Annotated in this window: 21 protein-coding genes; 19 read left to right on the plus strand and 2 right to left on the minus strand. The window is 61.0% G+C overall.

Annotation, left to right across the window (positions count from 1 at the left end):
• The first annotated feature begins 19 nt into the window (after window positions 1–19).
• On the plus strand, window positions 20–670 hold the full coding sequence (locus NMA58_RS27850) for a tail fiber domain-containing protein (RefSeq protein WP_434714763.1): 651 nt from the start codon (window positions 20–22) through the stop codon (window positions 668–670).
• 87 nt (window positions 671–757) lie between these two features.
• Here NMA58_RS27850 and NMA58_RS27855 read toward each other — a convergent pair whose 3' ends face one another.
• Window positions 758–2,362 carry a hypothetical protein gene (locus NMA58_RS27855; RefSeq protein ID WP_434714765.1) on the minus strand — a complete coding sequence of 535 codons (1,605 nt, stop codon included), beginning with the start codon at window positions 2,360–2,362 and terminating at the stop codon, window positions 758–760.
• A gap of 248 nt (window positions 2,363–2,610) precedes the next feature.
• Here NMA58_RS27855 and NMA58_RS27860 point away from each other — a divergent pair, with 248 nt between their 5' ends.
• From NMA58_RS27860 to NMA58_RS27910, 11 genes are all read left to right on the plus strand, one after another.
• Window positions 2,611–3,201: a hypothetical protein gene (locus NMA58_RS27860; RefSeq protein ID WP_183704618.1), complete on the plus strand. Its 591-nt coding sequence runs from the start codon at window positions 2,611–2,613 to the stop codon at window positions 3,199–3,201.
• A 123-nt stretch (window positions 3,202–3,324) separates the two neighbouring features.
• Window positions 3,325–3,702 carry a hypothetical protein gene (locus NMA58_RS27865; RefSeq protein WP_434714767.1) on the plus strand — a complete coding sequence of 126 codons (378 nt, stop codon included), beginning with the start codon at window positions 3,325–3,327 and terminating at the stop codon, window positions 3,700–3,702.
• A 211-nt stretch (window positions 3,703–3,913) separates the two neighbouring features.
• The gene (locus NMA58_RS27870; RefSeq protein WP_434714769.1) at window positions 3,914–5,875 is read left to right on the plus strand and encodes a DUF4384 domain-containing protein; all 1,962 of its coding nucleotides are present in this window, start codon (window positions 3,914–3,916) and stop codon (window positions 5,873–5,875) included.
• A 22-nt stretch (window positions 5,876–5,897) separates the two neighbouring features.
• Window positions 5,898–7,514, plus strand: a complete 1,617-nt coding sequence (locus tag NMA58_RS27875; protein WP_434714771.1) for a caspase family protein — start codon at window positions 5,898–5,900, stop codon at window positions 7,512–7,514.
• A complete protein-coding gene (locus NMA58_RS27880) occupies window positions 7,511–10,057 on the plus strand; it encodes a trypsin-like serine protease (protein ID WP_434714773.1) in 2,547 nt (848 codons plus the stop codon). Before NMA58_RS27875 ends, NMA58_RS27880 begins: the two co-directional genes overlap by 4 nt.
• Window positions 10,058–10,071: 14 nt before the next feature.
• Window positions 10,072–11,253, plus strand: coding sequence for a serpin family protein (locus NMA58_RS27885; RefSeq protein ID WP_434714775.1), 1,182 nt, complete (start codon window positions 10,072–10,074; stop codon window positions 11,251–11,253).
• A 41-nt stretch (window positions 11,254–11,294) separates the two neighbouring features.
• Window positions 11,295–13,700, plus strand: a complete 2,406-nt coding sequence (locus tag NMA58_RS27890; protein ID WP_434714777.1) for a protein kinase domain-containing protein — start codon at window positions 11,295–11,297, stop codon at window positions 13,698–13,700.
• 235 nt (window positions 13,701–13,935) lie between these two features.
• Window positions 13,936–14,493: an AAA family ATPase gene (locus NMA58_RS27895; protein ID WP_434714779.1), complete on the plus strand. Its 558-nt coding sequence runs from the start codon at window positions 13,936–13,938 to the stop codon at window positions 14,491–14,493.
• A gap of 224 nt (window positions 14,494–14,717) precedes the next feature.
• Window positions 14,718–15,470, plus strand: a complete 753-nt coding sequence (locus NMA58_RS27900; RefSeq protein ID WP_434714781.1) for an NYN domain-containing protein — start codon at window positions 14,718–14,720, stop codon at window positions 15,468–15,470.
• A gap of 287 nt (window positions 15,471–15,757) precedes the next feature.
• Window positions 15,758–16,069, plus strand: coding sequence for a DUF982 domain-containing protein (locus tag NMA58_RS27905; RefSeq protein WP_434714783.1), 312 nt, complete (start codon window positions 15,758–15,760; stop codon window positions 16,067–16,069).
• A 252-nt stretch (window positions 16,070–16,321) separates the two neighbouring features.
• Window positions 16,322–18,772 carry a hypothetical protein gene (locus tag NMA58_RS27910; RefSeq protein WP_434714785.1) on the plus strand — a complete coding sequence of 817 codons (2,451 nt, stop codon included), beginning with the start codon at window positions 16,322–16,324 and terminating at the stop codon, window positions 18,770–18,772.
• 291 nt (window positions 18,773–19,063) lie between these two features.
• On the opposite strand, the gene NMA58_RS27915 is transcribed toward NMA58_RS27910, so the two are convergent.
• Window positions 19,064–19,249, minus strand: coding sequence for a 4-oxalocrotonate tautomerase (locus NMA58_RS27915; RefSeq protein WP_434714786.1), 186 nt, complete (start codon window positions 19,247–19,249; stop codon window positions 19,064–19,066).
• 123 nt (window positions 19,250–19,372) lie between these two features.
• Between NMA58_RS27915 and NMA58_RS27920 the strand changes: the two genes are divergently transcribed.
• The 7 genes from NMA58_RS27920 (at window position 19,373) to NMA58_RS27950 (ending at window position 23,437) form a co-directional block, all read left to right on the plus strand.
• On the plus strand, window positions 19,373–20,257 hold the full coding sequence (locus NMA58_RS27920) for a LysR family transcriptional regulator (RefSeq protein WP_434714788.1): 885 nt from the start codon (window positions 19,373–19,375) through the stop codon (window positions 20,255–20,257).
• Between the two features lie 149 nt (window positions 20,258–20,406).
• Entirely contained in the window at window positions 20,407–20,724 is a 318-nt protein-coding gene (locus tag NMA58_RS27925; protein WP_434714790.1) for a hypothetical protein, read from the plus strand.
• Between the two features lie 43 nt (window positions 20,725–20,767).
• The gene (locus tag NMA58_RS27930) at window positions 20,768–21,193 is read left to right on the plus strand and encodes a hypothetical protein (protein ID WP_434714792.1); all 426 of its coding nucleotides are present in this window, start codon (window positions 20,768–20,770) and stop codon (window positions 21,191–21,193) included.
• Between the two features lie 200 nt (window positions 21,194–21,393).
• Window positions 21,394–21,903, plus strand: coding sequence for a nucleoside kinase (locus tag NMA58_RS27935; RefSeq protein WP_434714794.1), 510 nt, complete (start codon window positions 21,394–21,396; stop codon window positions 21,901–21,903).
• Between the two features lie 225 nt (window positions 21,904–22,128).
• A complete protein-coding gene (locus NMA58_RS27940) occupies window positions 22,129–22,476 on the plus strand; it encodes an ArsR/SmtB family transcription factor (RefSeq protein WP_434714796.1) in 348 nt (115 codons plus the stop codon).
• Entirely contained in the window at window positions 22,469–22,972 is a 504-nt protein-coding gene (locus NMA58_RS27945; protein ID WP_434714797.1) for an SRPBCC family protein, read from the plus strand. Before NMA58_RS27940 ends, NMA58_RS27945 begins: the two co-directional genes overlap by 8 nt.
• A 99-nt stretch (window positions 22,973–23,071) precedes the next feature.
• Window positions 23,072–23,437 (plus strand): VOC family protein, encoded by a 366-nt coding sequence (locus NMA58_RS27950; protein ID WP_434714799.1) that lies wholly within the window; start codon window positions 23,072–23,074, stop codon window positions 23,435–23,437.
• Window positions 23,438–23,448 lie beyond the last annotated feature (11 nt).

Genomic DNA, 23,448 nt, shown 5'->3' on the forward strand with positions numbered 1-23,448 from the left:
TGATCCGGGGGCGCCTGACATGACCAGTAAAGTCTTCATCCGTGTACTGCTCTGCTCGACCTTCATTTCAGGCTCCGGCGTCGTGCTGCAGGGCTGTATCTTCGACCCGGGCGGTAGGACGCTCTTCGCCACCGAGGAGCCCGCGCAGCCGGCCCGCAAAAAGACGCCGACCGTGAAAAGGGTCGTCGCAAAAAGTAACGACCAGGAGTCGACTTTCGCTCGATCGGACAGGAGCTCCAGCGGCTCAGGCAGCTCGTCCGGAATGGGCGGCGGCTCCAGCAGTGATAGTTCCGGCAGTGACTCCGGCGGCAGCGATCCTGGGGGCGGTCCCACCGGCGGGTGGAATTCGGATCGCCGTCTGAAGACGGATATTCGTCGCCTCGGCACGTCCCCTGCCGGCATCCCGATCTATGCCTTCCGCTACATCTGGGGCGGGCCGCTCTTTGTCGGCACGATGGCGCAGGATCTTCTGCTGATCAGGCCGGATGCCGTGCATCAGGGTGCAACCGGATACTACACGGTGGACTACGCCAAGCTCGACATCAGAATAATTTCGATACCCGATGAGCATTCGCTGGCTTCACCGGCGGCAGCCGCGGCAGTCGCAGCACTTTCGGTGGACGCTGCAAAGACGCAGCCATCGATCAGACTTCCGGATTTTGTTTTCTAAGAGGTTCATGGCAATCTGATCCAAACACCCGTGCCAGGCGCGACGCTTGTTGCGCCTGGCCTCAAGATCAGCGCCCTGATCTCCGCCTCAACCATCCAGCCCCTTGAAGCGCACCGGCTGGTAGCCGCGCAGCAGCAGGATTCCGAGTGAATAGGTGTTGCGGCAGACGCGGCCCTTGCAGGCATTCGGCGTCGCCTCCATCACCTCCACCTTGCGGTCCTCGGTGAAGCGCATGAACAGCATCACATGCGAACCTGGCCGGTTCAGCGCGTCGCCCGGCTGCAGCGACCAGGGATCGGAAAGCCGCCTCGTAATGCTCGGGATCGCCCGCGTCGAGACATGCATCTTCAGCCCCCAGGCTTCGCTGACGAAGCCGGAGCAGTCTACGCCGAGAATATTGGTTTGCGGCGCGCTCTTGGTGCAGACATTGCCGGCCGTCTGGCCGTCGACGACACCCTCGGTGAAGTCCTCGAGCGGCGTCTTGCAGCCCCAGCAATAGGGCACGCCCTTCACCGTCTGGCCGCGTTTGCCGAACAGGTAGAATGGCCGGCGCAGGCGGTTCATGTTGACGCAAGCCGGCCCCGGGTCCTTGCCATAGGCCGCCGGCGTCACCAGCCAGCTCAGCGTCTCGAAGCCGATCGCCCGCTCGATGACGTCGCCGCGCGATTTCGGCAGGATGGCGACCTTAGGTCCCTTTCCGGGTTTGGCCGCAATTGCTGGCTTCGCCGGCCTGGCGACGGCAAGCTTGCGGCCCGGCTCGCGCCCCTCGAGTTTCAGCACCTGCGCCCGGCTTTCCCCAGAGCGCAGAAACAGCACGTCGCCGCGCGGGCCGATCGCCACGAAGCGCCTGGAAAAAACCGTGCCGGGTTCGATCGGCAGATCGTAGATGCGCTCCAGCACGCCGTTTGGCGTGAAGCGCACCACCAGCATGCCGGTCCGTTCCGGCCGGTCGGCGGGCACGAGTTCGACCAGCGCATAGGGTCTGCCCGTGGTGTCGATGTCGAGCAGTTCGACGGTGCCGATGCGGTTTTCCCCGGTGAGCTGAAGCGAGAGGAAATTCTCCTCCGAGCTCGCGCGCCGCAGCAGGATCTCCGCCTTGTCGTTTGCCGCCGAGACTTCTGCAACGATATCGCCGAGCCCGCGGCTCGGCACGTATTGGACCACCGGCGGGCGGGCTTGCGGCCGGCTGGTGCTGCGACCGATCTCGTCGATGATGCTGTTCAGCGGGCCGGGCGGCACCGAACCCATCGAGGCGAAGACCGAGCGGGTATAATCGTCGGCATCGCCGCCGTCGATGGCGCGCAGGGTCTGCGAGCGGCCATCGGCGCCGGTGGCGCGCTCGAGCGGCACGATCCCGTCCGACCAGAGGTAGAGTTCGTTATGGACGACGGCCAGATCCTCCGGCGCCGTATTCTCCGGCAGCGGCAGGATCTCGGGATCGGCCTGCGAGCGTTCGCCGTCGACGGCGAGCACGCGGCCATTGTTCTGGTCGAGGATGTAGACGGTGCCGTCGTCGCCGACGGTGATCGCCGCCGGCCCGGACGCCTCGACCTCCTCATTGGCGGAGATGATGCCGACCGAACGGGCGCCGTCGCCGCCCGGAAGCTCGATCATCACAGTGTCTTTGGCGAGGACAGGCCAGGCGATTGCGATCGCTGCGGCCATCAGAATATGCGAGCTGAAACTACGCATTGCCGTGAACCCCGAAACAGGATCATTTTGGCCATGGGGGCCTCAATCTGAAGCCTGTTCACAATTAGAGAGCGAGAGAATGATGCCGTCGGAAAAACGTTCACAACTTTCGGCATCATGCCCCAAGTCCTTAAAATGTTAGGATAGAAGCGGCTCGTCAGCAAGGCGTTGCTTTCCAAACGATTTGGAGATCGGCGTCGGCAATAGTACAAGTTTATCGTCTTGAAGTTTTACTGGCAGGGAAGCCTATGCTGGACTGGAACGGTGACGAACTGGCGCTCGATGTCAGCCTGCTGGAGCAGGTGCGCGCGGCAAGGATAGGATTTTCCGATCGCGTCTGCGCCGCCTCGGCGAGCAAGGATGAGAAACATCTGGCGCAGTTGCGCTCGGAGCCCACCTATCTGATGGCCGAATTTCTCTATTCGATGAAGGTCTTCGGCATCAACACGGCCGACGATATCGAGCGCTTCGCCGATCTGCACAATGATTACGTGGTGTCGCTCACCCGCGATCCGGCCAAGCTGCAGCGCCTCGGCCTTTCGCAGGAGCGCGCGCTCGCCTCGATGTTCACCGCCGATACCAAGCCGCGGCTGATCCAGAACTGGGCGGAAAAATCAGGCGCCATCGACCAGTCCAATCTCGCCCGTTTCCTGGTCGCCGTCATGTCGAGCGAGACCTGCCGCAAGACGCTGATCGATTTCGAGACAGCCGGCTTCATGCAGCGCAAGCGCTCGCCTTATGGCACGATGGTGGTCTGGTCGACCGGCAGGATTGAGGAAATCTTCGGCGAGATGCTGCGCAATCTCCGGCTCAGCCTGCAGCAGCTGAAGATCCTCTGACCTCTCTCCAGCCGATTTCACCCCTCCCAATCGATTGGCGCCGAGCGCCGTTGCCTTCCATCCGGCCTCTCCCTATTGTTGTTTAGTCGCGCGATGGCGCCCCCTTGGACGGATGTGACGACGATGAAGAAATCCCGGCTCATAAGCTTGTCGATCGGTCTGGCTCTGACGCTTGCGACGCCAGGCCTCGGGTTTGCCGGGCCGGTCGAGGATGCGCTGGCGGCGCGAAACCCGACGCTTGCGGCGCTGCGCCAGCACGATGAAAAGGCCTTTGCCGCCGCCGTTGCTATCATCGCCGACCATGAACGCGCCGAGGGGCTGACGCCCGGCCAGGGCAAGCCGCCGGAGACGACCTCGCCCGGCCGCGACATGGGCTCGGGCTCCGGCAAGGAATTCACATCGGACAATCCGGATATTCTCTGGCTCTACAATTCCTCGCCGGAGGGAATGAGCGACCTGATCTCGATTCTGAAATCCGCCGGCCAGAAGCCGAAGAACTAACCACCTTGCTTTAGTCCGGTCTGACTATAAACGGACGCCGGATATTGCCGGCTGCGAGTCTTGCTCGCGCCTTGCCTTCGCACAATCTTCCCGGCTCCAAATAATTTGTAACCCTCCCTCAAGCAAGACAGCCAAAGCCATCCCAATTTCGCCGGTCAGTGCTATTCTCATCTTCAGCACAGTGTGAGATTGTTCGAAGGGGGAGGTTCCGATGCTCAGCCGCAAAGCCATCCTAGCCGCAGCCACATGCCTTTCGCTTTTTTCGCCGATCCCCGAGGTCGGGGCGCAGAACGAACGCACGCTGACGGAAGCGCCGGCTCAGAGCGGGCCCGTCAGCATCACCTTCGACCGCGCCGAGGCGAAATATGCCATCGGCGAAGTCGTCGGCCTCTTCATCCAGTCGACTGAGAACGCCTATGTTACGGTGCTGAACGTCTCGCCGAACGGCTCCGTCACCAAGCTCTTCCCGAACAAGTATCAGACCGATGCCCTCGTTGCCGCCGGCAAGCGCGTGCAGGTGCCGGATCCGGCAAGCGGCGCCAGGCTGCAGGTGTCCGGCCCGGTCGGGCAGGAACAGATCAAGGTCTTCTATTCCTCCAAGCCGCTGACGATCTTCGCCGATCTCGGCAGCAGCGGCAGCGGCATGTTCCGCTCGATCGACGGCGGCATGGATGCCGTCTCCCGCAGCCTCGAAGAAGCCCGCAGCCTCGGCACCAAGATCAGCAGCAAGACGCTGACGCTGACCACCGTCGACAGCACGGCGGCCCTGCCGCCCTCCGCGGTGCCCCCCGTCGCCGCCGTTCCCACCGCAAAACCCGCGCCGGTCGAACAGGCGGCAAAGCCGCCCGTTGCACCGAAACCGCCGGCCGCTCCCAAACCGAAACCGGCCGTCAAACCCGATGTCGCCAAAAAGCCTGAGGTGATCGAAAAGCCGAAGCCGGCGCCCAAACCCGTCGAACAGGCGACCACACAGCCGCCGAAGAAATACAAGATCGTCACCAATCTGGCCCCCGGCCAGGAGCTCGCCGCCGACGAGCTGCAGCTGATCGGCCCCGCCGACACCACCGCCTCCACCCGCCCCAACCAATATAAACAACCGAGCCAATATCAGCAGCCGTACAAGCAGCCGGCCCAGTCTGCCCAGACCAATATGCCGAAGCTGCCGATGCCGCAGATCAAGATGCCGCAATTCAAGCTTCCCGGCGGTTTCAGCATCAAGATGCCGCCGTTGAGCTTCGGCCGTTCGGCCGAACCCGGCCAGGCCGGAGAGGAGATCGAGGTTGCCAATGCCGATACGCCGGCCTGCAACGCCCTGCTCGACAAGCTGAACACCGCCGTTGCCGCCAAGGACATCACCGCTGCCGCTTCCGAGGCCGATGCCATCGCCGTCAGCGCCGAATGCGGCCAGTTTCAGGTGAACGCCCAGCGCCGCGTCGCGGCCCTCAGGCTCGCCGCCGCCCAGGAAATGATGGCTGCCGACAAGCCGATCGCCGAGTATGAGCCGCTGCTCGTCGCCGCCGACAGCCCGCAGGTGCTCTGGCAGGCCTCCGCCACGCTCGGCGAGATCTATTTCTCCGCCCGCCGCTTTGCCGATGCCGCCGCCGATTACCAGCAGGCGATCGAAATCATCAAGAACGAGACCCGCACGCCGAAGGCGCCGCCGGCCGATACGATCTCCGATCTCATCCAGCGCGCCGCCCAGGCCCGGATTCTTGCCGCCAACCCGACCAGTGACAATCCGCAGGGCAGCTTCGTGCCGGCCGAGAAGGATCACCGCAGCGGCGTGCTCGGCGGCATCTATTCGGAAAATGTGCGCGGCATCGTGCCGGTCTCCATCCCGGTGCCGATCACCTTCGATTTCGACAAGTCGACCTTCACCTCGATCGGCACCGAAGCCGCTGAGGAATTGCTGGAAGCGCTGAAGGAGCAGAAGCCCGGCCGCGTCATCCTCATCGGTCATACCGATCGCAAGGGCGGCGACGATTATAATCAGAAGCTCTCCGAGCGCCGCGCCCAGGCCGTTGCCGATTTCCTCAAGAACCACGGCATCGACGCCACGATCGATGCCGAAGGCCGCGGCGCATCCGAGCCGGTGGACGTGACCGCCACCGCCAACCTCACCGAAGACGATATCGACGCGCTCAACCGCCGCGTCGAATGGCGCCGCGAATAGAGGGGGCGAAGGGGAACCGGCCATGTCCACATTCGCTCCCATGGCCGCCGCACTCGCCCTTCTTGCCCTGGCGGGCACCGATGGCCTTGCCAGGACGATCGAAGCTCCCGAGCGCGGCACGGTCAGAGCCGTTCTGATCGGCATCGATCTCTATCGCAATGTTCCGCCGCTGCACGGCGCCGTCGCCGATGCCGAGGATCTTTCCCTGTCGCTGCGCTCGCTCGGCGTTAAGGACGTGACGCTCTTGAAGAACGGCGCGGCCGATCGCCAGGGCATCTTCGATGCGATCGGCGCCGTCACGGAAAGGGCAGGCGAGGGCGATCTCGTCGTGCTCGGCATTGCCGGCCATGGATCGAGCGAGCCGGAGCGCGTCAAGGGCTCCAAACCGAGCGGCCGCGACGAGGTCTATGTGCTGGCCGGCTTCGATACGAGGCTGCCGGGATCGCGCGAGCGCATCTTCGGCGACGAATTCAAGGTGCTGATCCACAAGCTGGAGCAAAAAGGCGCCGAGGTGCTGTTCATCGCCGATACCTGCCATGCCGGCGGCATGACCCGCAACGTCGATCCGCGCGGCGCCGAGATCACCTGGCGCCAGGCGCCGTCCTATACGATCGAGGAGGATGACCTCGCGCCTATTTCGACGACATCAGATGCGCTCTCCACCGGCTTCGATTACAAGCGGCTGACCTTCCTGGCCGCCGTCGACGACAACACCAAATCGCCGGAGATCTCGATTCCCGGCATTGCTGAGAAGCGCGGGGCGCTGAGCTATGCCACCGCTCGCGCCTTCGAAGGCGCGGCCGACCGCAACGCCGATGGCGCCGTGACCCGCCGCGAGCTGTTCGAATATGTGCGCCAGTCGGTCTATCAGTTCACCGACCAGCGGCAGAACATCTTCACGCAAAGCTCGCCCGGGGCGGATCTCGACCACGCCGTCGTCTATGCCTATGACACTGCAGGCCCGGCGGAAGCGCAGACATCGAACGTGCCGCCACCGCCGCCCGAGCCAGCCCCGATCACCGTCGCCGCCCTCGGTTCCGAGCCGGTACTGCAGGGTATCGATCCGGCCGTCACGCCGTTCAACTTGACGGATAGCGCCCATGCCGAACTCGTCTTCGATCCGCAAAAACGCGAGGCGATCGCCGGCGGCGATGTCGTCGCCTCCGAAGTCGGTGCCGGTGACATGCCCTTCGTCGTCGACCGGATGGCCGCGCTCGACACGCTGAAGCGGCTGTCGGAGATCAACCCGCAGACCGTGCGGGTGACACCCTCCGACAAGGTCCATCGCGACGGCGAGCGCGTCGGCGTCACGGTTTCCGATCTTGCCGGGCGCAAGCTTGTGCTGTTCGACGTCACCGGCGATGGCACCGTGCAGTTCCTCTATCCCGGCGACAGGGAAGCCGATGCCGACATGTCCGCAACCTTCGATCTCGACCTTTCCGTCGTCGCCCCCTTCGGCACAGACTTGCTCGTCGCCGTCACCGCCGATCAGCCGATGCCTGGTCTGGTCGAGTTCCTGAAACAGAACGACAGGCGCCGCACCGCCGGCAACATCGCCAGACATCTCGGCGAGCTTCTGCCCGAGGGCGCGCGCCTCGGATTTACGGTCCTCTATACCTCCGCCGGAGCCAGGCTATGAGCACGTCGATCAGCAGGGTCCTCAACATTGCGGCCGTCCTTCTGCTTCTGGCCACTCCCGCCCTGGCGCAGCAGGACACGGATTTTGCCGGCGAGGATGGCGGGCGGGTGATCGGCGGCCAGGCGGCAAAGAAAGGCGAATGGCCCTGGCAGGTGAAGATCCTGGCGCCCGATCCCGAGCAGCGCGGCCGCTTCGGCGGCCATTGCGGCGGCTCGCTGATCTCCTCGCGCTGGATACTGACCGCCGCCCATTGCGTCACCAGCGGCCGTTCCGGCAAGCAGGATCTCTTCGCCCGCGACCTCCTAATCGTCGAGGGAAAGCAGAAGGTCGACAAGGTGATCTCCATCGACGGGCCTGACAAACCTGGCCTCTCCGTCGAAGACGTGATCATCCACGAGGATTTCGACCGCAAGGTCTTCGCCAACGACATCGCCCTCATCAAGCTCGCCGAACCCGCCGTTTCGAAACCGGCAATCCTCGCCTCGGCCTCGGACGAGGCCGTCGAAAGCCCCGGCCACACCGCCGTCGTCACCGGCTGGGGCTACACAAAGGCCGATCACGGCTGGGATGACAAATACCTGCCGACCGAACTGCAGGAGGTTGAGCTGCCGCTCGTCTCGCGCGAGGATTGCCGCGCCGCCTACCGCGAAAGCTCGATGCGCATGAACCCGATCGACGAGCGCAATGTCTGCGCCGGTTATGCCGAGGGCGGCAAGGACGCCTGCCAGGGTGACAGTGGCGGACCGCTGGTCGCGCAGCGCCCCGACAAGCGCTGGATCCAGCTCGGCATCGTCAGCTGGGGCGCCGGCTGCGCCGAGGCCGAACATTACGGCGTCTACACCCGCGTCGCCGCTTTCCGCGACTGGATCGCCGAGAAGACCGATGGCGACGTGCCGAATGCGCCCGACGCCTCAGGCGCTTCCGCCGGCGACCAGGTGGCGGCGATCGGCACCAAGCGCCGTCCTGCGGCGAGCGACCCGGCGGGCGGAACGACGCAAAAACAGGCGCCGGCCGATGAGCTCGAGGCCAACCTTACGATCACGACGCCGCCCGACGCCACGAAGGCGCCTGCGATAACGACGGAGACTCCGCCAGCCGCTTCGCCCGAGGGCAACCAGCCAGAGGTTCAGGCGCCGGCTGCCGAGCTGCCGATCACCGTGCGTTCTCCCGGCGACCGCGCGCTTCTGATCGGCATCGACGATTATGAGATGCGCGAGGCGAAGCTGACGGGCTCAGTCGACGATGTGAAGGCGATGCAGCTCTTCCTTGTCAAGACGGTCGGCTACCGTCCCGAACAGATCCATACGCTCACCAACCGCAAGGCCAGCCGCGCGGCGATCCTTGCCGAAATCGACGATTGGCTGGTGCGCCAGTCGCAAGCCGGCAGCCGCGTCTTCCTCTATTTCAGCGGCCAGGGCTCCGAGGAAATGGGCGCCGAGGCGACGACGAGCCCGACGCTGGTTGCCGCCGATGCCAAGCTGGTGCGCGAGGGAGCCAAGGTGACCGTCACCAACCAGATCCGCGAGACCGAAATCGCCGCCCGGCTGAACAGCCTCAAGGACCGCCGTGTCACGCTGCTGATCGATGCCTGCCATGTCGGTCCCGGCAGCCGCAGTGCGGTGGCCGCACCCGCCGGCGGTACGGTGCGCTGCCTCGGCCCGGCTTTGGCGTCGCTGCAGCCGCCGAACCGCTCCGGCAAGGAAGCCAAGTTCTCCTTCGGCGGCGAAACGGCGATGGTCTGGTCGGCCGTCAACGCAGGCCAATGGGCGCTGGTCGATACTGAGGCCAAGCCGCCGCTCGGGGTCTTCACCCGCCGCTTCATCGAAGGCGTGCAGGAAGGGGTGGCGCGCGCTTCCGACAAGCCTGACGTCAGCAACGCCGCCCTGCTCGATTATGTCAGGCGCAAATCGGACGAATATTGCCGGGCGCATTCCGAGGATTGCCGCTTCACGCCGGTGCCGCAATTCTACGGCCTGCCGGATGCCCTCGGCCGCGACGTCATCACCGGCGAGGAGGCAAAGACGCCAGTCGCCGCCGTCGAAAACACGTTGAAGACCGACAATGAGGCGGGTGTTGCCGTCGACGTGCTGCCCGGCACCTCGGTCAGCATCGGCGACAAGGTGGCGATGCGCGTCTCCACCAAGAAATCAGGCTATCTGATCCTCGTCGATATCGACGCCGCCGGCAAGCTGACGCAGCTCTATCCGAACAAGCGCTCGATGGGCCTGAAACCGACGGCCAAGGGCGGCGACAACAGGCTCGATCCGGCACGGCCGGTGGTCGTGCCCGATGCCCGCAATCCTTATATCGGCTTCGAATATGTGGTCGAGGGGCCGGCCGGCGTCGGCATGGTCGTGGCCATCCTCAGCGACAAGCCGATCGAAGTGCTCGACCTGCCTGACGTGCCGACACCGCTCGTCGGCCAGCGCGCCGCCTTCAACTATGTCTACGACCTCGCCCGCAGCCTCAGGATCGTCGGCGACGACGAGACCGGCGTCCAGGGCAAATGGTCGTTCGATTCCAAATTCTATCGCATCCGCTGAAAGAGGAGCGAATGATGTCGAAATCCATTCTGCTGGCGGGCCTTGCCGCTTCCCTGATGGCGCTGGCGCCGGCCCATGCGGGCGACGCCACTGACACCAGGGCGGTGCTTGCCGCCCAGGCCGGGCTTGCCGTCGACCTGATCGACCGCACGCTGGCGAAGGAGGGGGCGGCGAACATCATGGTGTCGCCGGCAAGCCTTGCCGCCGCCCTCGGCCTCGCAGGCCTCGGCGCCTCGGACGCGGGCAAGGCGGCCATCGCCAGGGGCCTGGGTTTCGGCGATGCGGTCAAGGGGCCGGAGAAGGTGCTGGACGAGATGAACCCGAAGACGCCGCCAGCGGCCGACGCGCCGCTCGCGTCAGGCGTTGCGATCGTCTTCGACGACAAGCTGGCGCTCGTTCCCGATGCCCTCTCCATGCTGGCCGGTCACCGCATCAAGCCGTCGATCGAGGATCTCGACGAACCGCAATCCGTCGAGCACATCAACGGCTGGGTCAAGCAGGCGACGCGCGACGCCATTCCGGCGATCCTGGAAACGCCGCCCGGCGGCGGCTTCATCAGCCTCGGGGCGCTCTCCTTCAAGGCCCGCTGGAAAACCGCCTTCGAGGCAGAGAGCCCGGCAGCCCCGTTCCGGCGGCCGGACGGCTCGACGGTCTCGGTGCCGATGATGCATCTTGCCGGCGACGGCCAGAAATTCCGCGTCGACGATCGTTTCGCAGCCGTCGACCTCGCCTATGCAGGCGAAACCTACCGCATGGTGGTGATCGCGGCGCGCTCCGAAAAAGGCGTCGGCGGCGCCGATCTCAAAACCCTTGGCTCCTGGCTTCAGGGCGAGAAATTCGAACCCGCCAAGGGGGAAATCTTCCTGCCCCGCTTTTCCCTCAATGACGGGCGTGATTTGATGCCGACACTCCACGCGATGGGCCTGGCGCCTGATAAGGCGAGCGATGCGGCTTTTCCCAGGTTCACCACGGAAAACATCAGCTTGTCGCGCGTTCTGCAGAAGACGATGATCAAGGTCGATGAGAACGGCACGGAAGCGGCGGCGGCAACGGCCGTGGTGACCGAGCGCAGCATCGATCCGAAACTGGTGCGGGTGAGCGCGGATGCCCGTTTCGCCTTCGCGCTGCGGGATACGAAGACCGGGCTGTTTCTGGCCGCCGGCCTGATCGGCGATCCGCTTCTGGCGGGTGAATGACATGCGCTTTGATGAAGACAAAATGGCAGGGGGACACGTGCATGAGAAGTGATCTGATCGCCCGCTACACGATCGGCGAGCCGGTCTATGAGAACGAGTTCATCGTCTATCCGGCGCAGGACAAGCGGATGGATCGTTCGGTCTTCATCGTCGCGCCTGACGTGGCGCTGAAACTGGACAAGGCCCGCTTCGAGCGGGTCTGGATCTCGGTCAACGAGGCCAAGTCGCTGACGGCGCGGCGCTTCGTCGAAATCGAGGACCTCATCCCGCCGTCGCCGGAAGACGACAACTTCTACATCGTCGAGAAGCGGCCGTCGAAGACGCTGCACCAATATCTCGAGGAAACCGAGATGGTCGCCTATGACCGCGCCATCGAGATCGGCCGCCATATCCTCGAAGGGCTGGCGACGCTGCACGGGGCGGGTTACGCCCACAACGCGCTGACCGACCAGTGCATCTACGTGTCGGAGGATTATTCCGGCCTCTCGGTCCGGATCGGCAACCTGCACCTGATCTCCAGGATCGGCGAGCACATCATTCCGCCCTATGCGCCGGAATTCGGCGCGCCGGAGATCTACGCCAGCGGCACCTTCTCGGCTTCCGCCGCGCTCGATATCTATGCGATGGGCATGATCGCCTACAAGCTCTTCCTGCCGCGGCAGACCTATGCCAGCGTCTTCGACAGCGTCATGGTCTGGGAGGACGAACACCAGCGCGAGCAGAGCTGGAAGAACATCCATCTCGACCCCTCCAACATCTTCCCGCGCCTCGACGTGCTGATCCCCGGTTTTCCCGAGGGGCTTGCCAGCCTGGTCGAAAGAATGCTGAGCCGCGACCCGGCCCAGCGCCCGCGCATGGGCGCCGATGCGCTCGGCGAATTCAGCCGTGTGACGACCGGCATCCAGCCGATGGCCTGGGATCCGCGCGGCGGCATGCCGCAACAGCCGGAAGCTCCGAAGCGGAAGAAATGGACGCTGGCGCATTTCTCGATGATCGGTGCGCTGCTCCTGATCTGCATCGGCGTCGGCGTCGTCACCATCCCTAAGCTGCTGCGCCCCGACCCCAAACTCGTCGCCGATGTCGGCACCTGGAAGAAGGAGGCCGAAAGCCGCAGGGACAAAGCCATCGCCGCCAAGGCACCGGAACGCCCGTCCGGCGATGAGGCGAAGCTTTCCTATGATGCCGGCGCCGCGGCACTGACCGAGGCCAATGCCCTGCTCAAGGACGAAGACTATAAGAAGGCGCTTCCCGGTTACCAGAAGGCGGCCATCAGCCTCGGCAAGTCGCTAATCGCCATCTCGAAAGAAAATGCCGAGAAGGCCAAATCGGCCGCTGCCGCCGCTGGCGGCGACAAGGCGCCGAATTTTGCCGAGGCCGACGGCAAGATGAAGGCCGCGGCCGACAGCGCCGCCGCCCAGCAGATGCACGGCGCGGTCGATAATTACGAGGCGGCGAGAACGGCTTACGACGATCTGGCCAAGGCGCTGACGGCGCTGACGGCGGCCGAAAAGGACGCTACGGCAAAACGCGAAACCGTCACCCGCATCGGCGCCGGCGACAGCCCCGACGTCGCCAAGGCGAGCGGCCTGATGACTGAGGCCAAGGCCAAGGCCGAGCAATGGCAGCTGCCGGCGGCGACCTCGGGCTACGCCGACGCCGCCAAGCTCTTCGCCGCGCTGATATCGGATGTGATGGCGGCCAAGGACGAGGCGACGGCGCTCAGGCAGAAAGTCACCGATCTCCACGCCTCGCTGACGACACGCGCCGGCCCCACAGATCCGACGCTGGCCGCGCTCGCGCCGAAGCTCACCGAGGCCGACGGCCGCTACACCGCTGAGGCCTACAAGCTCGCAATCGCAGCTTATCAGCTGATCCTCGCCGATCTTGAAGCTCTGTCGGCGCGCGGCTTCTGCCCGGTTGCGCCGAATGTCGCCTTCGAGACCATTCCCGCCGGCAGCTATTCGCTCGACAATGTCCGGCTGATGACCTCGTCGCTGAAGGAGCTCGGCGGCATGCTCGGCGTCGCCAATGGCGCCGTGAAGGTCGAAAAATCCTTCTGCATGCAGGCGAAAGCGGTCACCCGCGCCGAGATGGCGCAGTATTACACCGCCAACGCAGACCCGGCCTCGGCCCAGGCCTATGCCGGCAATCCCGAGCAGCCGGCCGACGACGTGCCGCTCGCCGAGGCGCAGAACTATACCGCCTGGCTGTCGAAAAAGCTGAACGCCCCCGTCCACCTGCCGTCGGCGACCGAATGGATGGCCAGCGCCGTCAAGCTGACGACGGAAAAACTCCCCGACAACGGCGACATCATCCTGCAATGGAGCGCCACCCCCTGCGAAGCCGGCGGCAACGTCGCCTTCATGGCGCAGGAAGGCTCCACTTTCGTCGTCTGCTCGGATGCGTCCGCCGGCGGGATTTTTCGTGTCAGTGCTGAGTTGAGGTGACGAAGGGGCGGGACCAGAAAGCGAAACTCCGCGGCTGCATGCGGCCGATGAGGCGGGTATCGCTACTCTATCGCTGGTTCTGCGGGGAATGGGTGAGCAGCGGCCGCGTTTCTTCGAGGATGTGAGAATGATCATTATTCAAGGGCTTCTCGTGATCATTGCGCCCTGCGCCTGATGCGATCATCTCAAGGACAAGGCAAGCAAAAAGCTCGTCCAACCTCATAGGAATTTTGCCATGCTGATCAATTTGAATGGCTGGCCCGGCGTGGGAAAACTGACAACCGGGCGTGAGTTGAGAGCACTCATTGGCGGAAGACTCCTCGACAACCACACCATATTAAATGTGGGAAGTGCTTTGGCCGAGAGCGGAACCTCTGAATACTACCAGTTGGTTCGCGCCGTCAGATCAGCCGCCTTTGCAGCAGTACTCAAATTACCGCCAGCGCTTCCGGTCATTCTAACGAACGTCGTGGCTCGCGGAGGAGCGAGTGGATTTCTTGAGGAAAACTGGCAGGCGATTGCAGATTTGGCTAAATCACGAGGATGCCCTCTCTTCTCCGTTACGCTCACCTGCTCCGCTGTCGAGAATAGACATCGCATTGTGAATGGAGAACGCGGAGCCCTCGGGAAAATTCAGGATCCAGATGTCTTGGACGCCTTGGCAGGTGAGCGTGTTCTCTTCGACGACGGCGCGACCTTCCGGAAGACTATCGACAATACGCACTTGTCCCCTGCAGAGACGGCGCGGCATATTCAACAGTGGATTAGCTCCGGAGGCGTTACGTCGGTCTGAGAGATCCCCTGTCACCTGACAGTGTCAGCGGACCTTGCTCCTTCTTCTCCCCATCGGGGAGAAGGTGGCCCGAAGGGTCGGATGAGGGGGTCGCACGGCACTCCATTTATGGCGCCCTTTAGCTGCGTCATTTGCTATAGATCATGCGTGATGCAAACGTTTGGCTCAAGGAGCTACCTAGTCTGCCTGCTCAATTTTGGGCTCAATCACCACGGAGCTTCGACATGCCTGAACCACGCTCACCACGTCTTGCTGTTCTAATCGATGCTGACAACGCCTCCGCGAAGATCGTTGACGGCCTATTCGAGGAAATAGCCAAGATCGGCGAAGCGAGCGTACGGCGCATCTACGGCGACTTTGCTAACGTTCGCTCAAAAGCATGGATCGACGTCCTTGCAAGACACGCGATCATCCCTCAACAACAGTTTGCCTACACCACAGGTAAAAACGCATCCGACATCACGCTTGTTATCGATGCGATGGACTTGCTCCATAGTGGCCGGTTCGACGGTTTCTGCCTGGTGTCATCCGACAGCGATTTCACGCGTCTCGCCTCACGCATCCGGGAACAAGGGATCGATGTCTTCGGCTTCGGGGAGCAGAAGACGCCGGAGAGCTTCCGCCAGGCATGCCGCCGGTTCATCTACACCGAAAATCTGGCGCCTTCAGTCGTGTCGAACGGCGCGGACGCCGCACAGGCGGTGTCTTCATTGCGGCCGCCTAGCGCCGCAATACCGATCATCAAAAGAGTGATCGCGGAGATGGAGACCGACGATGGATGGATCCCGCTTGGCGCAGTTGGAACGCAACTTGCCAATCTGGCATCTGACTTCGACCCACGGACGTTCGGATTCAAGAAGTTGAGCGATCTGGTTAGGAAGACGAACGCCTTTGAGGTCGCTCATGCCGAAGGAGGGCAGCTTCGTATCCGCCTGAAATCTGTGCCAACAAAAAGCAGCGTCAAGCCGACAACCTGACGCATCGGCAGATAACGCTGCATGGATCTCAGATCCCCAAAAGCGCTCGCAGGTTCGGCCGAAACGTCGGGACGTGTTCGAGGGTTTGCGTTTTGATATGATTTGGATTGGCGCTCCCTCTGCTCTGGCAGCGGCCCCGTCAGCGTAAGCGCCGAATTACGGCGAACTTTCATTCACAAATTCGCGTTCAAGCCGTGCCTCACGACAAATTTCAATTCCAAATTTTTAAATACGCGCGTACATTGAACATGGGGACTGTAGTATCCGTGCGTTGAGGGGTCGGGGAAATGTGCTGGAATACATCATCAGCATTCACGCCTGTCGGGTTTGCTTTGCGAGGTCCGAAATCTCGCAAGATCGTGTGGACATTGGGCGACGCGGCGCGTCTCCTGATGAACGACTGGCCTTGCGATGACGGCGAGGAATATATGGCTGCCGTCAAAGCCTGCGTCGACGCCATCACCGGCAAAATTGCCCCGGAACAATTCCGCGAAGTGCTTCTGCGTGCGGCCGAAGAGGCGGGTGTCCGTACTCTATCGTTGGTTCCGCAGGGCATGAGTGAGCGACGGGCCGGTCTTCCCCCCACGCTGCGAATATAGGCTTTCCTTCACGGTCTATCCGCTTTCCTCAGGTTTTCGTGGAGGAACGACCGGTTTGGGCCCGGTAGCGGACGGTCCGCTCATGCATGAAAGGCGAGTAAGCCCTCTTGTCAGAGACATGTCACGCCCTCATTCAACTACTGACATTTGGGTCGGACCACTTTGTATAGATCGAACATCGCGCTAGTGTTGCTCACCAAGCATGCAAAATTAAGCAAACAGTTGTGGGGCAGGGAGCAAACCGGGGGACAAATGCAAGCACCGTTCGAGTTAAGCGAAGGAGAAGAGCGGCTCCGATCGATTATTACGCAATTTCCGTCTGATAGCTCCCATTGGAATGAAGCTGAAAACCGATTCCAGTTTGTTGACCGCCTGTTGATCGAGTGTTTGGGTTGGGAAAAGCCAAATATCCGAGTTGAAGTGCAGGACGGTGTCGGCGGGAAAGCAGATTATGTGCTTGGGAATCCGGCTAAAGCCGTCTTAGAGGCGAAACGCGAGGCAAAGGCATTCGGCGACCTGCCAGTAGGCAAACCTACCTTGGTCCGCAAGCTCGAGCCTCTTATGAAAGCGTTTCCGGACTTTAGGGAGGCGGTGCATCAAGTCATCCCTTACTGCTCGCTACTTGGCGCGCAAGTAGCCATCGTCTGCAACGGCCCACAGTTGGCAATCTTCCAAGCAATTATTCCCGGTCAATCACCACTTGACGGCGAATGCTTCCTATTCAACGGGTTTGAGAGCTATCTGTCGAACTTCCCGCTTTTGTGGACGCTGTTGTCTCCCGAGGGAATTTCCGAAAATCGAGCGTACAGAGACATCGCGATTCATCGCAACCCGCGGATACCAGAAAAGGCGTCGGTTGTGATCCCCGAGCCGATGAAGCATCGTTACAGAAGTCCCTTTCAGGAGAATCTGCGGGACCTCTCGGGGCTATTGCTAGAGGAGATTGAAGACAATCCGGACCTCAAATCAGCCTTTTACCGCGATTGCTACGTCCCAATAGAAGCCAACAATCGCCATCTGCTGCTAAGCAAGCAAATTATTTCGGCGCGGTACAAACGCGTAAGCGGTGATGGAATCACCCCAAGCGCCATCGATGAAACTGCGGTGTTGGGGCGAGCGAGTTCCCGTCCGGTAGTGGTGTTGGGCGATGTCGGCGTTGGAAAAACATCGTTTTTCGAAAATCTCTTCGAACGAATGGACGTCGGTGAAAAAGCAAACACCTATTTCATTCACATAAATCTCGGCATCAAAGCTAATCTTTCAAAGGACGTGAAAACGTTTGTGCTTTCAGAGATTCCAGCAGTTCTCAAGAAAAAGTACGGCGTTGATATAAACTCGTCGTCGTTCGCTGACGCGATTTACTATGAAGAGCTCCGAGCATTCGACGAAAGCGTAAAAGGCAGATTGAAAGCTGTCGATCCAATAGCCTACGAGAAAGAAAAAATTGAGTTTCTATCAGCGAAAATTGCGCAACAGGACAATCACCTGATGGCCGCTTTCGGTCACATCGTGCGCGGTCGTGGCAAGCAAATCATCATTATCATGGACAATGCCGACCAGAGAGGATTAGCCGTACAGCAGGAAGCCTTTCTTATCTCGCAGGAGTTGGCGTCATGGCGAAATTTGCTAATTTTCATCGCACTGCGACCTAGCACTTTCTACGACTCCAAAACTACCGGCGCACTTTCAGGCTATCAAAACAAGATTTTAACAATTTCTCCGCCGCCGGCAGACGAGGTGGTTCAACGCCGCCTAACATTCGCGGTTCGGGTGGCGGAGGGGAAGGAGAATCCTGGGAAACTAGAGGGCATCAAGCTTCAACTCGGCAGTGTGGTAGCTTTTCTCAACGCAACATTGCGCGCGGTTAGATCAAATCAAGCAATACAGCAATTCTTAAGTAACATTAGCTCTGGAAACACACGATCTGTCATAGAACTGATTACTTCGTTCTGCGGCAGCCCGAATGTTGATTCTCAAAAAATTGTGAGAATCGAGCAGGAAACCGGCAGCTATAAGATTCCCCTGCACGAATTCACCAAACATGCTCTGCTAGGTGAATACGCCTACTTCAATGCGCAATCCTCCCTGGTGGCCCAAAATGTTTTTGACGTCTCAACGGCGGATGCACGAGAACATTTCCTTTCTCCTCTCGTCGTTTCCTACTTGAGTTCCAACATAGGCGAGAAGGATAGCGACGGATTCGTGTTGGGCGAGTTCGTAGTCAGCGAAATGTTGCATCACGGCTTCATTGAAGATCAGACTCGGAATGCCTTGCGACGCCTAGCAGCTAAACGACTCATAGAGACACCTTACGCACATTACAGAGAGCTGAAAGTCGCCGAAAATCAGTTACCGGATCAGTTTTATTTCAGAGCAACTTCGGTTGGAATCTATCATGTAAAACATTGGATTGGGGCGTTTTCGTTCCTAGATGCAACGTCAACCGATACGCCGATATTCGACGAAGGCTGCCGATCTTCAATATCGGATTTGGCTTCCTCGTTTGAAATCGCGGATAGATACAAACGCGCGACCGAGTTCAGAGGGTATCTCGAAAGCCAGTGGCACTTAGCAAACATCAACGTAAAATACTTCGATTTTCCGGCGGTACTGCGGCTGCAGGATGACGGCTTCCATGTCGTCAAAGGCGTGATTGATAAAAAACCGTTCAAGCAGAAGCCTGTTTGGAAGAAGCATCGGTAGGGAAGTGCCGGAGCATGGGGGGGAGTGTCCTATCATGGCCATTTCGTCAGCAAAGTCCGCTTTTGTGCGAAGGCACAAATAACTTGAACGGCAATACCGAGGGCGCAAAGCAGCCGTTCTCTTCGGTAAAGGAAGAAGTCTGATCAGGGCCGAATCCAAAAGTAGGCTTTACATAGGCCCGCGCGGAGCTGGGCTGCCCTATGGCAAGTAGCAGGGAGTCGACTGCCGGCTCCCTTTCTAAAACTATGGCCGGCTTACCGCAGCCGGAGCCTTTGACGCTGCAGTCGTCACTCAAACGTCAGATTTCAGCTTGCCGCCGACCGACCAGGAATCCTTGGCGATCTCCGTGATCAGGATTTCCAGCGATTCCGGCGGGCAGGCCAGGGTCTCGACGGCGGCCTTGGTTGCTTCGCGCACGAAGGCGCGCTTCTGCTCGTCGGTGCGGCCGGGATGCATCTGCAGGTGAAGAATGGGCATGTTTTTTCCTTCGTTATTGGCAATGTCCGTCGCCTTGGGGCGGGCACGACGACTATGTTGTAAATGCTGAGGTTGATAAATAAGCTGCCGGTATCGTCATTCAAAACCTGCGAGTAGGCAATCATGGATAAGCTGGCCGGCATGGCGATGTTCGTCAGGGTCATCGACAATGGCAGTTTCGCGGCCGCCGCGGAGATTGCGCGGGTATCGCCGGCCATGGTTGCCAAGCACATCAAGACGATCGAGACCCGGCTCGGGGCCAAGCTCATCCATCGCACCACGCGGCGCCATCAGCTGACGGAGGTCGGCCAGCTCTATTATGAGCGCTGCAAGCGCGCGCTTGCCGAAGTGGCGCTGGCCGAGGCTTCGGCAAGCGAGCTGCAATCGGCGCCGCGCGGCCGGCTTCGGCTGGTGGCGCCCGTCAGCTTCGGCACGCAAGTTCTGGTGCCGGCGCTCATCGACTATCAGAACACCTATCCCGACGTCAGCATCGAGCTGTCGCTCGACAACAATGTCCATGATCTCGTCGGCGAGGGGTTCGAGCTCGGCATCCACATCGGCCCGCTCTCAGACAGCAGTCTCGTCGCCCGCCCGCTCACGCCCTATCGGCGCATCCTCGCCGCCGCGCCAGCCTATCTTGCCCGCCATGGCCGACCGGCGGCGCCGGAGGATCTGACGACCCATCTCTGCCTCGGCCACTCCTATTGGCGCATGTCGGATCTCTGGCACCTGGTCGGGCCGGGCGGCGAAATGCGCGATGTGCCGATCTCCGGAAAATTTTCCACTAATCAGGGCGCAGCACTGCGCATGGCAGCGCTCAGCGGCGCGGGAATCGTGCTTCAGCCGGAACTGCTGCTGGCCGCCGATATCGCCGAAGGACGGCTCGAGCAGGTGCTGCCGGAATGGTCCTACAGGCCTGTGCCGATGTATCTCATCTATGCCCCAAACCGGCGCCCGACAGCGATGCTGCGGACGGTGATCGATTTCCTGGTGGAACGGTTTGGCTGACGAAGCAGGGCCGAGGCCGCTTTAACCTTGGTCTCTAAGTCGTCGATTCAGCAAAGCTAAAAGTCGCAGTGCGTGGCGAGCGAAAAATTGACAGGTTTATTCTGATAGATGATCTTAAGGGTATACGTACTTAATAGGATGTGCTGGGAATGGCCGATCAACCGCTCGTCTTGCAGTTGGTAGTTTTGATCTGCTACGGTGCGTTTCTTGTGAGCTTTGCCGTCAATATTTGGGTGATGATCAAGGTGCTCGCAGCGACCGGGTGTCTGGTCGATAAGCCAGAAGATCAGGGCTTTAGCTGGCGGGAACGACAAGCACGCCGGCGCAGCCGTTTCCACAGGTACTACGTCGCCGACGAATTCCGTTCATTGCGCAAGGCAGCCTCCATCGCATGGAGAGGTTCGCTTCTGTCTTTCGGTTCCATTCTACTGATTGGCCTTTTGTTTGGCGGGAGAGTGTCTCACTAGCTAGATAAGCGGCTCAAGCAGCTAGGCTGAGGGCGGGTTCAGAATGGATGTAAAATCATCGCAAGGCACAGGGAACGCTGCTCTGCATTATGCGGCGTGGCAGCTCTCCAGGAAGGGCTGGAACGTTATGTTAACGGCCCGCAATTCGAAAGGCAGCGATCTGTTTTGTTCAAACGATGCTGAGACCATCATGTTCGGGGTCCAGAGTAAGGGGCTCACGAAGCGCGACCCCGTCGGCCTTGGCAATAATCTCTCCAATCTGAGGTCTGATTGGTGGATAATCACGATCAAAGCGAAAACTGACGCTCCGGTCTGCTACATCATGACTCTGAACGAAGTGAAGGAACTCTGCCATCACAGCGATCCTACGAAGAGCAGAAACGGCACAGCGTCTATCTGGCTACAGCCATCTGCGTATGATCAGCCGCAGTTCAGAGAGGCGTGGCGCCGCTTCGAGACGCTTAAGTGACCGAAACCTTGCTGTGACTGTTAAGCTCGGATAGCTTCCGCCGAATTTCACTGACTGCGGCACTCTGCCTCCGCACCCGCTGCCGAGGTTCTTCGTAGAGTTTGAGGCAGGTCGGACGGCGGACGATCACTGCATTCGTTGTGCGGGCGCCGCACGGTAAGACTCTTCTCGCCGGATTGAAGCCCGTGATAAAAGCCCTTATGGGCATCAAGAACTATTTGATCGAAGGCAGTTCGGGCACTGGAAAAACCTCTGTCGCTTCCGAACTGGAGCGGCGGGGCTACCATGTTGTCCATGGTGACCGCGTCCTGGCATATGTGGGCGACCCCGAGACAGGCCGCGCACTCGCGGGACCACCCGAAGGCGCCGACCGCATTGCCTGGGGATATGCACATTGGGTTTGGCCTGCCGAAAAGGTCCGGGCCATTGCTGCCGACACCACCCACCCTGTTACTTTCTTCTGTGGCGGCTCGCGAAATTTCCACAAATTCCTGCACCTGTTCGACAAGGTTTTCGTGCTCGACATCGACGTCGAGACTTTGAACCGACGATTGGATGGGCGGCCCGATGAGCCGGGCTTCGAACCGGCCGAGCGGGCTCTGGTGCTCCGTTACCATAAGACACGGGAGCATCTTCCCGTCGGTATCAATATCGACGCGGCTGGTAGCATTACTGGTGTCGTTGACGATATCCTCGCTCATCTCCCCTGAAGTCCTCCGCCTGAACGCCGATTATCGGCATCTTCCTTCGTAGCCGCTTTGGGAGCGACAACGGCGTGTCGTCGTCGCTGGAATGAGGGCGCGAAGCTGCCGAGATACTCGGCAGCTGTCCTCCGTGCCGGCGCCGCGGTACATGACCTCGAGGGACCGGTCTTCGGCAGGGAAAGTTCGGGGACACTTGCGCTACCTGCGCGAGCAGGTTATACACTGAACCATATGGTTCAGTATGAAAGTCCACCCCTCGATCTCTCGTTCGCGGCGCTGGCGGATGCGACCCGCCGCGGGATCATCGATCAGCTTGGGCGAGGGGACGCGTCGATCACCAGTCTCGCGGACAAGTTCCAGATGACGCTGACCGGCATGAAGAAGCATGTCCAGGTTCTCGAGCGGGCGGGGCTCGTCGTCACGCAGAAGGTGGGACGGGTGAGAACCTGCAAGCTGGGGAAACGCGGCCTCAAGGCAGAGGCCGAGTGGATCGAGGCGCATCGCAGGCTGTTCGAGGCCCGCTTCGAAGCATTGGACGAAATCATCAGCGAAATGAAACGGGAGGAAAGCGATGACTGAGCAAGTTGAGAGGGCAGGTGGCGCGCAGAACCGCACGTCGGTCGAGCGCAGAGGGGATCGCGAACTCGTGGTAACCAGGATATTCGATGCGCCGCCGAGCACAATTTACAGGGCGTGGAGCCAGCCCGAGCTGTTCCAGCGCTGGTGGGTGCCGAAATCAGCACCCGGCATTTCGCTCGTATCATGCGAAATGGACGTCCGCACCGGCGGCAAATATCGGCTGGAATTCGGCGCCGGCGGTTCGGACACCATGGCCTTCTATGGCAAGTATCTCGAGGTGGTGCCGAACGAGCGCATTGTCTGGACCAACGACGAGGGCGAAGAGGGCGCGATCACGACCGTGACCTTCGAGGACCAAGGCGGGAAGACGCTTTTGGTTTTCCACGAAGTCTATCCGTCCAAGGAGGCGCTTGAGGAAGCACTGCAGGGCTCGGCTGTCGCATTGCCGGAGCAGTTGGAACAGCTCGACGAATTGCTTTCCAGCCTGCCCGAGTAGCGCACGGCCTTCATTGCCTTTGCCGCCATCCACGCACGGTTGGAACGCAACTCGTCCTGTTTCATTACCGTGGAGGCGGTAAGCAAGGAGGGTATGGCAATGCTGATCCAGGGAATCTACGCCGCGCTCGCAACGGCAGACATGGATAAAGCGGAGAAGTTTTACACGCAGCTGTTCGACCGGGAGCCCGATGATCGCCCCATGGAGGCGTTGATCCAATGGCGCAATGTCGCCGGAGCGAACATTCAAATCTTCCTCGAAAAGGAGAATGCCGGGTTCGGCAGGCTGACCATTGTGGTGCCGAAAATGGATGAAGCCCGCAGAGCGCTCGAAGAGACCGGCGTGACGCTCACAGATGAATCCGAGGGCGACTACGGAAGGATTGCCCAGATCGCGGACCCGGACGGCAATCGCATCACCCTTGCGGAGCCGCCCTCCCGTCCGTTCGATACGCAGCGAAAATAGCGCCGCGGCTT

The sequence above is a fragment of the Rhizobium sp. YTUHZ045 genome (genome assembly GCF_051124255.1).
Taxonomy (GTDB): Bacteria; Pseudomonadota; Alphaproteobacteria; order Rhizobiales; family Rhizobiaceae; genus Rhizobium.